Origin of the sequence: Mesorhizobium sp. M0227, from assembly GCF_040321855.1 — a bacterium.
Classification (GTDB): Bacteria; Pseudomonadota; Alphaproteobacteria; order Rhizobiales; family Rhizobiaceae; genus Mesorhizobium.
Genome location: NZ_JAMYSJ010000030.1, coordinates 58,304 through 70,553, shown reverse-complemented (window position 1 = coordinate 70,553; position 12,250 = coordinate 58,304). Strand labels below are relative to the sequence as shown.

Below are 12,250 nucleotides of genomic sequence, written 5' to 3'. Positions count from 1 at the left end.
CGCGGGAATCGGTGACGTTGAACATCACCAGCCTGCCATGACCGCCCTCTCTCAGCGAATTTGCAGAACTCTCAGCACACTACCTGACAACGGCAAACTGCCGACGTTTTCAGGCGTCAAAGGTTCGAGTAGGAGTGCGCGGCAGCGTTCCCTCCCCCTTGTGGGGAGGGTTAGGGTGGGGGTCCTTCTTCGCAAGTATCCATATGCGATTGCCCTCCCTCTTGTGGGCGGGGTTAGGGGTGGGGGTCCGTGCCGGGCAAAGGCCGGCAATAGTGGCTCAAGCGGCTCCCTGCCGGTTGTCGATCATGGCGCGGCGTGCCGAGCGGCGCCACTCGACGGCGCCGGCAAGGCCGTGCAGCACCGTCTCGGTGGTCGCCCAGTCGATGCAGCCATCGGTGATGCTCTGGCCATAGACCAGCGGCTTGCCCGGCACCACGTCCTGCCGGCCGGCGACGAGATTGCTCTCGATCATCAGGCCGATGATGCGCTCGTCGCCTGCCGCGACCTGGCCGGCGACATCGGCCGCGACCTTGGGCTGGTTCTCGGGCTTCTTGGCCGAATTGGCGTGGCTGACATCGATCATCAGCCTGGGCGCAACGCCGATACGAGCGAGTTCCACAGCGGCGGCTTCGACGCTCGCCGTATCATAGTTGGGCTGAACGCCGCCGCGCAGGATGACGTGGCAGTCCTCATTGCCCGTGGTCGTGGCGATGCCGCTGCGCCCGCCCTTGGTCACCGCCATGAAATGATGCGGCTGGGCGGCGGATTTCACCGCCTCGGCGGCTATGCGAAGATTGCCGTCGGTGCCGTTCTTGAAGCCGACCGGGCAGGAGAGGCCCGAGGCGAGTTCGCGGTGGATCTGGCTCTCGGTCGTGCGCGCGCCGATCGCGCCCCAGGCGACGAGGTCGGCAATGTATTGCGGGGTCGTCATGTCGAGGAACTCGGTCGCTGCCGGCAGGCCGAGATTGTTGACGGCCGACAGCACGTTGCGTGCCATCCGCAGCCCCTTGTCGATGTTGAAGCTGCCGTCGAGGTCGGGATCGTTGATCAGGCCTTTCCAGCCGACCGTCGTGCGCGGTTTCTCGAAATAGACCCGCATCACGATCTCCAGCCGGTCCGACAGGCTCTCGCGCAGCGCTGCCAGGCGGCTGGCATAGTCGACGGCCGCGACCGGATCGTGGATCGAACACGGGCCGACAATGACGAGCAGCCGGTCGTCGGTGCCGTTCAAGATGGCATGGGTTGCGTTGCGCGATGCGCTGACGGTGCGCGTCGCGGTCAAAGTGCGCGGGATCTCCCGCATCACCTCGTCCGGCGTACTCAGTTCTCGGATTTCCTTGACCCGAAGGTCGTCTGTGGTGGTCAACACGGCTTTCTGCTCCTGTCGAGAGCATGATGCCGAAAAGTGTGAAGCGGTTTTCGGACGACATCATGCTCCTCTTTGATTTAGAGGGAACCTGCCGGCTGAAAACAAAAAAGCCGCCAGGTATGGCGGCTGTTCGGATCTTGTTGCTGCAATCTTCAGATCGAGCGCAATCCTCCCGCCGCCAGCGAGCTCCTAAAGTACCAATATGTGGCGGTCAGGTTGATCATGAGGCTCATATAGTCGATGCGGAGGCGCTTGTCACGTGGGTGATGCGGAGACAATTCGGGATGGCCGAAGCACCCAAACTTCGTCATCCCTGGGCGGAGCAGGAGCGAAGCTCCGTCGCGGAGACCCTGGGATCCATGCCGTGACCTCAGCCGTGGAGTGCATCGGAGCAGAATTTCGCACCGCAGCAACGCTCAGAAGTCGCGGCATGGATCCTCGGGTCTGCGCCGCGTCGCTACGCTCCTTGCTCCGCCCGTGGATGACGAAATTATGGGCGTTTCCGCTAGACTCGCCGATCCTATTCCGGCGAAGCCCCCGCAATGCTCTGGTCATAGTCGACCAGCGATCCGGTCATGACGCCCGACTGCGGGCTGACCATGTAGCTGATCAACCGTGCTAGCTGGTCCGGCTTCACCAACTGGCCCATCGGCTGCGCCGCTTCGGCCTTTGCCAGCCAGTCGTCCGGCGCATCGTGCCATTTCTTCTGCACGATGTCCTCGCCCTCTGTGTCCATCCAGCCGGGCAGCACCGCGTTGCAGCGGATGCGGTTGTGGCGATAGGCATTGGCGACGTTCTTGGTCAGCGTCATCAGCGCCCCCTTGCTGGTCGAATAGGGCGTCAGGAACGACTGGCCGGTATGCGCAGACATCGACAGCACATTGACCATCGAGCCGGGTGCCTTTTTCTCCAAGAGATGCGCCACCACGCCCTGCATCAGGAAGAACGGGCCGCGCACATTGGTGTCGAAGATGGTGTCGAACAGCTCTTCGCTGGTTTCGACCAGCGAACCGCGCGCCGATGTCGCGGCGGCGTTGACCAGCGCGTTGATGGTGCCGAAATGCGAGATCGCGTTGGCAACGGCGCGCTTGCAGTCGGCCACTTTAGAGACGTCGGCGCTGATGAAGATCGCGTCGACGCCCGCTTTCTTGAAATGGGCGACGGCCTTGTCGCCCTTCTCCTGCGAGCGGCCGATGAGCGCCAGTGCCCGGCAGCCCTCGTCGGCCAGCGCTTCGGCAACGGCAAAGCCGATCCCCTGGGCGCCACCGGTGACGATGGCGCGTGTCTGTGAATTGCGACCGGCTGTTCCGCTCATCGCTCTGCTCCTGTGGTTCTTTCCAAGGGTTCTTACTTGTCGAGACGGACGGTCTTGCCGGTCGTTGCTGATTTCAGCGCCGCATCGGCCAGCTTCAGCGCCACCAGCCCATCCGCGCCGCTCGGCGACGCTTTCTTGCCCGAGGTCGCGGCTGTGATGAACGCGGCGATCTCAATGGCGTAGGCGTCGAGGTAGCGGGTCATGAAGAAGTCGTGCAGCGGCGGGCGCGTATAACCCTTCTCGTTCGCCAGTTCGATCGACACCGGCCGCTGGTTCTCGGCGGCAACCATGCCTTTCGAGCCATGCACCTCGATGCGCTGGTCGTAGCCATAGGTGGCGCGGCGCGAGTTGGAGATGACGGCCTGCTTGCCGGAAGCGGTTTCCAGGATGACGCTGACGCTATCGAAATCGCCGGCAGCACCGATCTTCTTGTCGACCAGCACCGAGGCATGGGCGCTGACCGCCACGACCTCTTCGCCGAGCAGGAAGCGCGCCATGTCGAAATCATGGATGGTCATGTCGCGAAAAATGCCGCCCGAGCGCTTGATGTAGTCGATCGGCGGCGCGCCGGGGTCGCGCGAGGTGATGGTGACCATCTCGACGGTGCCGATGGCGCCGTCGTCGATCGCCTTGCGCACGGCGGCGAAATGCGGATCGAAGCGCCTGTTGAAGCCGACCATCAGCGTCGCCTTGGTCTTCTCGACCACGGCCAGGCACTTCTCGACGCGCTTGACGTTGAGGTCGATCGGCTTCTCGCAGAAGATCGCCTTGCCAGCCTTGGCGAAGCGCTCGATCAGATCGGCATGGGTGTCGGTCGGCGTGCAGATGACGACGGCGTCGATATCCCCGGCTTTTTCGATATCCTCGATGCTGCGCACCTCGGCGCCATAGGCGCTCGCCAGCTCTTTGGCGGCCTTCTCGAACGCATCGGCAACGGCAACCAGTTTGGCCTGCGGATTGGAGCCGACGGCGCGGGCGTGGACCTTGCCGATGCGGCCGGCACCGAGGAGAGCGAAGCGAACGGTCATGGGTATTTCCTCTGGGGGGATGGGTTAGAGAGAGTTGTGTCCGCACCTTCTCTGAGGAAGGGGCAAGATTGCTTCAAGCACGCATATCGTCCTTAAAACAGGGTGATCGTCCTGTTTTAGGCTGCGAGTTCCGCCTCCCCGGTCTTGGCGCCGGTGATGTAGGAGACGATATCGTTTCCGTCGGTGTTCTCCTTGCGCAGATTGGCGACGATGCGGCCGCGCCGGAACACGACGATACGGTCGCAGAGATCGAACACCTGGCGCATATTGTGGCTGATCAGGATCAGCGGCTCGCCATTGTCCTTGAGCGTACGGACGATGTTTTCGACCTGCGCGGTCTCCTGCACGCCAAGGGCAGCCGTTGGCTCGTCCATGATGATCAGCTTGGAGGCGAAGGTCGCCGTCCGGGCGATCGCCACGCACTGGCGCTGGCCGCCCGACATGTGGCGGATGGTGTTGGACAGATTGGGGATCTTCACCGCCGTGCGGACGAGCGCCGCCTCGGTCGCCTTGCGCATGTATTTGCGGTCGAGGATCGAGAACGGGCCGAGGTTGAACAGCACCTTCTCGCGGCCGAGGAACAGGTTCGATGGCACGTCGAGATCGTCGGCCAGCGCCAGGTTCTGGAACACGGTCTCAATGCCGGCCGTGCGAGCCTCGATCGGCCCGGCAAAATTCACTTCCATGCCGTCGAACCAGATCTGGCCGCTTGTGCGCTGCTCGACGCCGGTGATCTGGCGCACGAAGGTCGATTTGCCGGCGCCGTTGTCGCCCATGATGGCGACATGCTCGCCCTTGCGCAGCTCGAAATTCGCGCCTTCCAGCGCATGCACGCCGCCATAGCGCTTGGTCAGGTTTTCGGTCTTCAGGACGATGTCTGACATGGTCATGCCCTCATTGCCCGCAGGCGTTGGCGCCACTGGTCGAGAACCACCGCACCGACGATGATCACGCCCTTGACCATCTCCTGGTAGTAGGCGTCGAGGCGCAGGAAGGTGAAGCCGGAGATGATGACGCCGAAGATCAGCGAGCCGATAACCGTGCCGATGATCGAGCCGCGCCCGCCCGACAGGGAGACGCCGCCGATGACCGCCATGGCGATGGCGTCGAGCTCGTACATCACGCCCATGCCGGACTGCGCGGTCAGGTTCTTGGAGCTCAGCACCACGGCGGCGAGCGCTGCGAGAATGCCGGCGATGACGTAGACCAGGATCTTGTGGTTGGCGATCTTGATGCCGGACATGCGCGCGGCATCTTCGTTGGAGCCGATCGCATAACAGTGCTTGCCGTACCTGGTGTAGGTCATGATCAGCTGGAACAGGATGGCCAGCGACAGGAAGATGACGACGGGCATCAGGCCTTTGCCGATGCCGGCGAAACTCTCGGTGGGAAACGAGATCGGCTGGCCCTTGGACCACCATTTGGCGATGCCGCGCGCGGTCACCATCATGCCGAGCGTGGCGATGAACGGCGGAATGCGCGTGTAGGCGATCAGCGCGCCATTGACCAGGCCGGCAAACAGGCCGCAGGCGATCGCCACCAGCAGCGGCACGATGACAGGCAGGTCCGTCCAGCCTTGCGCCAAAAACATCGCCTTGGGATTGGGGTTGCCGTTGACCGTCGCCACCTGGGCGAAGCTCATGGCGATCATGGCGGTCGCGCCGACGATCGAGCCCGAGGACAGGTCGATGCCGCCGGTGATGATCACTTGCGTCACGCCGATGGCGATGATGCCGACGATCGACACCTGCAGGATGATGATCTGCAGGCGCGCTTCGTTGAAGATGCCGCCGACGTCGCTGCGTGTGTTGAACAGGAAGCTGTCGCCGAGAAAGACGCGGCCGATCAGTTCGAAGATGACGACGAGAATGACCAATGCCAGGAAAACATTGAACTCGGCCGGCCATGTGCGCTTCCTCGCATCATAGCCGACGCCGCCGACGCCATGAGATGTCTGTGCCACGTATCCTGTCCTCCATCAGCCGCGGTCGCCCTCGCGCCGTGCCGGCGCCGAGGGAGAGAGGGGAGCGGCGCTGTCGCGATCGAGAGCGCCGCTCCGTATCGAACCGTTGGCGGCTCAGTTCTTCTTCAGGAACTTGTCGATGTTGGCCGGCGTCACCAACTGGAAGGGCACGTAGACCTTGTGCTCGACCTTCTCGCCCTTGGAGAGCTTGAGCGCCGCATCGAGAGCGCCGGCGCCCTGGCCGGCCGCGTCCTGGAACACGGTTACGTCGAGGTCGCCCGCCTGCATTGCCGCCAGCGCGTCCTGGGTGGCATCGACGCCGCCGACGACAACCGCCTTCATGTCGATGTTGCCGGCCTTCATCGCCTGGATGGCGCCGATGGCGCTTTCGTCATTGTTGGCGATGACGCCGTCGAACGGCTTGCCGGTCGACAGCCAGTTGGTCATCAGGTTCTGCGCCTCGTCGCGGTTCCAGTTCGACGTCTGCTTGTCGATGATCTTGATGAAGCTGCAATCCGGCGTCGCGATCACATCGTCGATGTCCTTGGTGCGCTGCACGGCGGCCTGGTTGGAAAGCTCGCCCATGATCACATAGACATTGGCTTCCTTCTTGCCGGCTTCCTTGAACAGGCGGCAGACTTCCTTGGTCTCGAGCGTGCCGGAATCGGCTTCGTTCGAGGCGACGAAGGCCTGGTTGTCGGGCAGCGTGTCGACATTGACCGGCTCGCGGTTGACATAGACCAGCGGGATCTTGGCGGCCGCCGCGGCATCCGACATCGCCTGCGTGGCCGAAGTGTCGACCGGGTTGACGATGATGGCATCGACGCCCGAGGCGGCGAAGTTCTTGATCTGGTCGAGCTGCTTGGCAACGTCGTTCTGCGCGTCCTCGACCTGCAGCTCCACGCCGCTCATGCCCTTGGCCTGCTCGATCATGCCGTTGCGCAGCACGGTCAGGAAGTTGTCGTCGAACTTGGCCATCGACACGCCAACCTTGGCGGCCAAGGCGGATGAGCTCATCAGCGCCGCGAAGGCGACGCCCAAAATCAATTTCTTCATTGTGTTTCTCCTCCACATATTGGTGTCCGGTTTCACCGATTTATCCGGAATCCCCGATCTCCCCGGGGAATCTCTCCCTGGTATCTTTTCTATTCCGGATGACGCTTGCCTCCTGGCTGGAACGTCAAGCCCTCTGTTTGAAACAGATGTTCCGGAACGAAAGAACCAAAATACACAGATGATGAAATATTTATTCCATTTCACATCGGGGCGTCAAGGGCGATTCCGCGGCCTGCGGGCCGATTTACGCATCGCTCTGATGGATTCTATCATTTGCCTCGGCGGCCTTGCGCGGCGGCGGGCTAGATGTTTTCCGGCAGGTAGATGTCAAAGGGCAGGAAGGTCTGGCCCGGAGCGTTGGCGGCGCCGGTTTCGATGGCATGCGCCATCAGGTCGACAAGCTCACGGCACAAAGCGGCGAGCGGGGTCGAGATCACCATGGTGAGGATGTTGTCGGCGAGTGCCGCGCGCGATTCGGCGTTGATCTCGTTGCAGACGACCACCGGCATGGTCGCGGGTTTCGCTGCCCGCAGTGCCGAGACCGCGCCTTCCATGCCGCCGCCGGCGACGTAGCAGCCGGCAAGATCCGGATAACGCGCCAGAAGATCGATCATCGCGTCATGGGTCACCTGGTTGGCTTCCAGATTGACCAGCGTTTCAAGCACGCTGAACTCCGGCGCATGCTCGCGGAAGAAGGAGCGAAAGCCGATCTCACGCAGCTCATGGCCGTGGAAGCGGTGGCTGCCGACGAAGAGGGCGACCTTGCCGGGCCGCTTGGCTGCTTTGGAGATCATCCATGCGGCGGTGCGCCCGACCTTGCGGTTGTCGAGGCCGATATAGCCCTCCCGGATGCCGGCGGCAAAGTCGGACAGCACCGAAAAGACCGGCTGCCCTCTCGCCTTCAAGGTTTCCACGACCGCTGTCAGGGTCGGATGGTCCGGACCGACAACGGCGATTGCCCTCGATTTCGCCGCCAGCCTGCGCATCTGGGAGGCGATTTCGTCGGGAGCCAGGGAACTGGCGAAATCGATGGTCGCAACGCCGCGGAAGCGTTGCGATTGCGAGATGGCCAGTTCAAGTTCCCGCGCGAAGTCGCCGTAGAAGGCATCATTGCCCCGCAGCAGCAGGAAGCCCAGCCGGTACTCCGGCAATTCCTGGCGCATGCGCTGCTTGATGAGGCCGGCGGCGTGGTAGCCGATATCGGTAGCGGTCTCGTAGACGCGGCGCGCTGTCTCTTCGCGCACCGGCAGCCGGTTGTTCAGCACGCGGTCGACGGTGGCGACACTGACGCCCGAGATGCGCGCCAGATCTGATATTGTCGGCCGCTTCACCATGCTTGCCTCGTCGGATTTGCTTGAGCCTTCGTACATCATCCTGATGGGAAATGATAGAAACTATCTTTGTGATGTTGAGTCTATCATCGGTCGGCGTTACTTTGATGCTCGAAACCAAGGGATTTCACGGCATCGCTCTGGCGGATGCCTTTGCCGAGGGAGGCAAATCATGTCCACTGCGCCGTCCCGGCGTGACTACAGCCTGATCGGCCGCGACGCCAGGCTCGCCGTCGAGACCGGCCTGTCGGCCGCCGAGTGGTATCACACCGACGTACCGCGCAAGCAGATGAAGGAGCTGATGCAGCGCTCCGACGGGCCGGCGATCCGCGATACGGCAATCTGGTTCGCCGCGCTGATCGTCAGCGGCGCCGGCGGCGCCTGGTTCTGGGGCACATGGTGGTGCGTGCCGTTCTTCTTCGTCTATGGCGTCCTCTACGGTTCGTCGACGGATTCACGCTGGCACGAATGTGGGCACGGCACCGCCTTCCGGACGCAGTGGATGAATGATGTGGTCTATCAGATCGCCTGCTTCATGATCATGCGCAATCCGGTGACCTGGCGCTGGAGCCACACGCGCCACCACACCGACACCGTCATCGTCGGCCGCGACCCGGAAATCTCGGTCATGCGGCCGCCGGACCTGGTTCGCGCCGTCCTGGGCTTCGTCGGCGTGCTCGACGCCTGGCATGCGATGAGCGATATGCTGCGCAACGCCGCCGGCAACATCAGCGCGGCGGAAAAGACCTTCATTCCCGAGCAGGAACAGCCCAAGGCGATCCGGATCGCCCGCATCTGGACGGCGATCTATGCCGCCACCATCGCGCTGGCGTTCTACACCGGTTCGTTTCTGCCGCTGATGCTGGTTGGCCTGCCCAGGCTCTATGGCGCCTGGCATCACGTCATGGTCGGGCTGCTGCAGCATGGCGGCCTGGCCGATAACGTCACCGACCACAGGCTGAACAGCCGCACCGTCTACATGAACCCGATCAGCCGCTTCATCTACTGGAACATGAACTACCATGTCGAGCATCACATGTTCCCGATGGTGCCCTATCATGCGCTGCCGAGGCTGCACGAACTGATCAAGCACGATCTGCCGGAACCGACACCGTCGATCCTGGCCGGCTATCGCGAGATGATCCCGGTCTTCCTGCGCCAGCTGCGCAACGAGGACTATTTCCTCAAACGCGAGCTGCCGCCGACCGCACGGCCATATCGCGAAGAATTCCACAACGACACTATCGTCGCCGCGGCGGAATGATCGTGCTTCCATCCGATCTGGACTGTTTATTTTAACGCAATTCCGGGCGGAAAACCGCTGCGCACTTTTTCTGGATTGCTTTTAGGGAGGACTTGAATGAGCGACTGGGTCGAGGCCTGCGCCACCGGCGACATAGACGAGGAGGATGTGATGCGCTTCGACCATGGCGGCCGCACCTTCGCCATCTATCGCAGCCCCGACGACGAGTTCTTCGCCACCGACGGCCTTTGTACGCATGAAAAGGTGCACCTGGCCGACGGGCTGGTGATGGATGACATCATCGAATGCCCCAAGCACAATGGCCGCTTCAACTACAAGACGGGTGACGCCCGCGGCGCCCCGGTCTGCGTCAATCTCAAGACCTATCCGGTCAAGGTCGATGCCGGCAAAGTCCTGATCCAGATCGGATGACTGACATGGCGGGGGGGATGCTCATCATCGGCGCCGGCGAATGCGGCGGGCGGGCGGCATTGGCGCTGCGCGACCTCGATTATCGGGGGCCGGTGACGCTGGTCGGCGACGAGCCGCATCTGCCCTACGAGCGCCCGCCTCTGTCCAAGGAGGCGATGGCCAGCGATGCGCCCGAGATCAAGGCGATCGCCAGCGACGCCATTCTGGCCGAGAAATCGATCCGGCATATCCATTCCGTCCAGGCCGTGGCGATCGATCGCGCGGCGCATGCGGTGCGCCTGTCGGACGGATCGGTCCTGCCTTACGACAAGCTCCTGCTGGCAACCGGTTCGACCCCGCGCAAGCTGCCGATGCCGGGGCTGGGTCCGCGCTGCGTCTATCTCAGAACCTTCACTGACGCGCTCGCCATTCGCGCGCATCTCAACCGTGGTAACCGTATCGCCATCATCGGCGGCGGTTTCATCGGTCTCGAACTCGCGGCCGCGGCCCGCAAGCTAGGCGCTGCGGTCACCGTTATCGAGGCGCAGCCGCGCATCCTGATGCGCGGCGTGCCGGCCGAGATCGCCGAAATTATCCACGATGCACACATCGCCGAGGGCGTTGATATTCTGTGCGGGGACGGCATCGCGTCCATCGCCGACGACGGCAACAAGGTGCGCATAGCGCTTGCCGGCGGCCGGGAAATCGTCGCCGACCTCGCGATCATCGGCATCGGCGCCGTGCCGGTGACCGGGCTTGCGGCCGAAGCTGGGCTGGCGATCGACAACGGCATTGCCGTCGATGCCGAGCTGCGCAGCAGCGATCCCGACATCTTTGCCGCCGGCGATTGCTGCTCGTTTCCGCTCGCCGTCTATGGCGGCCGCCGCGTACGGCTGGAAGCCTGGCGCAACGCCCAGGAGCAGGGCGCGCTGGCGGCGAGGAATATGCTGGGTGCCGGCGAGGCGCATGCGGCGGTGCCATGGTTCTGGTCGGATCAATATGGTCTGTCCCTGCAGATTGCCGGGCTGTCCGACGAAGGCAGCAGCACCGTGCGCCGCGACCTCGGCGACGGCGCTTTCATCCTCTTCCATCTGGCCCAGGACGGCAGGCTGGTGGCGGCCAGCGGCATCGGCCCCGGCAACGCGGTCGCCCGCGACATCAGGCTGGCTGAAATGCTGATCGGCAAGCGCGCGAAGCCGGCGCCGGAAGCACTGGGATCGCAGGACGTCAAGCTGAAGTCGCTGCTGGCGGCTTGAGCCTGCTCTGCCCCTTGTGGGAAGGGTAATCGCATATGGAATTCCTGAGATGTCTGCCCGGCACCGACCCCCACCCCTAACCCCTCCCCACAAGGGGAAGGGAGACTTCCGTCGGCGCCGACCTAGGCTAGTCGCCTGACTTTTCGGCGCCAAAGAAGAATAAAAGGCACGCGACAGCGTTCCCTCCCCCTTGTGGGGAGGGTTAGGGTGGGGGTCCTTCTTCGCAAGAGTCCATATGCGATACCCTCCCCACAAGCGGGAGGTAGAGGCCTGAGCTCAAACCCGCTAAAACAGCGCCTTCAGCTCCGCCAATTTGTCATTCACCAGCCAGCCATAGTAATTCTCTTCCGGCAGCTTTTCCGGCTCGCCGGCGGCGCGGCGCCTGTCGTTCTCAGCTTTCAAGGCATCGGCGCGCTGCTCCGGATTGCCGACATTGTAGAGCGTGGCGGTCAGCCCGGGATTGCCCGAAATGTCGAAGCCGGCAATGCTTTTGTAGGCATCGATCGATTTCCGGATCGTCGCGGCGACGTAGGGCAGCGTCAGGTCGGGATCCATGATGGTCTTGTAGACCGAATTGGGATCGCCGACGTCGAGCCTGGGCAGGCCGGAAACCTTGTGCACCAGATCGCTCATCTGTAGGGCGGTCAGCGGATTGAGCTGACCCAGGCCGAAGGTCTGGCCGGCATAATAGGGCTGGAAGAAGGTGGCGCCGAAACGGTCGTCGGGAAAGTTCGTCCCGCCGACGCTCTTGCCGCGAAACGAACGGTTCCACACCTGTTCGCGGCATTCCCACAGATCGTAGCTGTCGGACATCCCTGCGCATTTCTTGAATTCCGGCCGCTGCACGAAATCGGTGATGTCCTCGCCGTCATAGGCGAAGGACAGCTTGCTGGAGAGATAGGAGATCGCCTTGACGTAGTAGGTCTGCAGCCGGTCATAGGCATCGACATTGTAGGTGTGCTCGCCGACGATGGCGCCGACGATGTGCAAGGGATCGATGCCGTAGGTGGCGGCTGCCTTCTTGATCTTGCCGCGCAGATCGGCGTCGTTCTGCAGCAGGGCGTAGACCTTGCGGTACTTCGCCTGGAAGCTGGTGTTGGTCGCTTGCGTGCGCCGGCTGGACGCGCCCGGAATATCGGGCTGCACGGCATTGCGATTTCCCGGCGGCACCAATGTCGCTGCCTCGGCGGCGAACAGCGTCGCCGCCAGCGTCAAGCCGAGAATAACCAGGATCAGTTTTTTCATGCACCCGCCGCCCAAGCAATTCCAGGAAAAGTG

11 protein-coding genes are annotated in these 12,250 nt (G+C 62.9%); 3 read left to right on the top strand and 8 right to left on the bottom strand.

The annotated features are described in order from the left end of the window. Positions 1 to 277: 277 nt before the first annotated feature. From NKJ00_RS27675 to NKJ00_RS27645, 7 genes are all read right to left on the bottom strand, one after another. Entirely contained in the window at positions 278 to 1,369 is a 1,092-nt protein-coding gene (locus tag NKJ00_RS27675) for a 3-deoxy-7-phosphoheptulonate synthase (protein ID WP_013528366.1), read from the bottom strand. A gap of 520 nt (positions 1,370 to 1,889) precedes the next feature. Further along, the gene (locus NKJ00_RS27670) at positions 1,890 to 2,684 is read right to left on the bottom strand and encodes an SDR family oxidoreductase (RefSeq protein ID WP_352611022.1); all 795 of its coding nucleotides are present in this window, start codon (positions 2,682 to 2,684) and stop codon (positions 1,890 to 1,892) included. A gap of 32 nt (positions 2,685 to 2,716) precedes the next feature. Beyond that, the gene (iolG, locus tag NKJ00_RS27665) at positions 2,717 to 3,712 is read right to left on the bottom strand and encodes an inositol 2-dehydrogenase (RefSeq protein WP_027039991.1); all 996 of its coding nucleotides are present in this window, start codon (positions 3,710 to 3,712) and stop codon (positions 2,717 to 2,719) included. Positions 3,713 to 3,828: 116 nt separating this feature from the next. Then, a complete protein-coding gene (locus tag NKJ00_RS27660; protein WP_352440528.1) occupies positions 3,829 to 4,596 on the bottom strand; it encodes an ATP-binding cassette domain-containing protein in 768 nt (255 codons plus the stop codon). Between the two features lie 2 nt (positions 4,597 to 4,598). Next, positions 4,599 to 5,675: an ABC transporter permease gene (locus tag NKJ00_RS27655; RefSeq protein ID WP_023810654.1), complete on the bottom strand. Its 1,077-nt coding sequence runs from the start codon at positions 5,673 to 5,675 to the stop codon at positions 4,599 to 4,601. Between the two features lie 114 nt (positions 5,676 to 5,789). Continuing rightward, complete coding sequence (locus tag NKJ00_RS27650; RefSeq protein ID WP_024502009.1) at positions 5,790 to 6,731, bottom strand: sugar ABC transporter substrate-binding protein; 942 nt, start codon at positions 6,729 to 6,731, stop codon at positions 5,790 to 5,792. A gap of 302 nt (positions 6,732 to 7,033) precedes the next feature. Beyond that, on the bottom strand, positions 7,034 to 8,065 hold the full coding sequence (locus NKJ00_RS27645; RefSeq protein ID WP_023810652.1) for a LacI family DNA-binding transcriptional regulator: 1,032 nt from the start codon (positions 8,063 to 8,065) through the stop codon (positions 7,034 to 7,036). 169 nt (positions 8,066 to 8,234) lie between these two features. On the opposite strand from NKJ00_RS27645, the gene NKJ00_RS27640 reads away from it, so the two are divergent. From NKJ00_RS27640 to NKJ00_RS27630, 3 genes are all read left to right on the top strand, one after another. After that, a complete protein-coding gene (locus NKJ00_RS27640) occupies positions 8,235 to 9,326 on the top strand; it encodes a fatty acid desaturase family protein (RefSeq protein WP_352632011.1) in 1,092 nt (363 codons plus the stop codon). Positions 9,327 to 9,422: 96 nt separating this feature from the next. Next, positions 9,423 to 9,737: a Rieske (2Fe-2S) protein gene (locus NKJ00_RS27635; protein WP_027161041.1), complete on the top strand. Its 315-nt coding sequence runs from the start codon at positions 9,423 to 9,425 to the stop codon at positions 9,735 to 9,737. Then, positions 9,734 to 10,972, top strand: a complete 1,239-nt coding sequence (locus NKJ00_RS27630) for an NAD(P)/FAD-dependent oxidoreductase (protein ID WP_352632009.1) — start codon at positions 9,734 to 9,736, stop codon at positions 10,970 to 10,972. Before NKJ00_RS27635 ends, NKJ00_RS27630 begins: the two co-directional genes overlap by 4 nt. Positions 10,973 to 11,257: 285 nt before the next feature. Here NKJ00_RS27630 and NKJ00_RS27625 read toward each other — a convergent pair whose 3' ends face one another. Further along, complete coding sequence (locus tag NKJ00_RS27625) at positions 11,258 to 12,217, bottom strand: DUF1402 family protein (protein WP_352440525.1); 960 nt, start codon at positions 12,215 to 12,217, stop codon at positions 11,258 to 11,260. Positions 12,218 to 12,250: the final 33 nt, after the last annotated feature.

Coding starts and splice junctions, on each gene's coding strand:
- NKJ00_RS27670 (WP_352611022.1), bottom strand. CDS start 2,684: ATGAGCGGAACAGCCGGTCGCAATTCACAGACACGCGCCATCGTCACC.
- iolG (WP_027039991.1), bottom strand. CDS start 3,712: ATGACCGTTCGCTTCGCTCTCCTCGGTGCCGGCCGCATCGGCAAGGTC.
- NKJ00_RS27660 (WP_352440528.1), bottom strand. CDS start 4,596: ATGTCAGACATCGTCCTGAAGACCGAAAACCTGACCAAGCGCTATGGC.
- NKJ00_RS27650 (WP_024502009.1), bottom strand. CDS start 6,731: ATGAAGAAATTGATTTTGGGCGTCGCCTTCGCGGCGCTGATGAGCTCA.
- NKJ00_RS27645 (WP_023810652.1), bottom strand. CDS start 8,065: ATGGTGAAGCGGCCGACAATATCAGATCTGGCGCGCATCTCGGGCGTC.
- NKJ00_RS27640 (WP_352632011.1), top strand. CDS start 8,235: ATGTCCACTGCGCCGTCCCGGCGTGACTACAGCCTGATCGGCCGCGAC.
- NKJ00_RS27635 (WP_027161041.1), top strand. CDS start 9,423: ATGAGCGACTGGGTCGAGGCCTGCGCCACCGGCGACATAGACGAGGAG.
- NKJ00_RS27630 (WP_352632009.1), top strand. CDS start 9,734: ATGACTGACATGGCGGGGGGGATGCTCATCATCGGCGCCGGCGAATGC.
- NKJ00_RS27625 (WP_352440525.1), bottom strand. CDS start 12,217: ATGAAAAAACTGATCCTGGTTATTCTCGGCTTGACGCTGGCGGCGACG.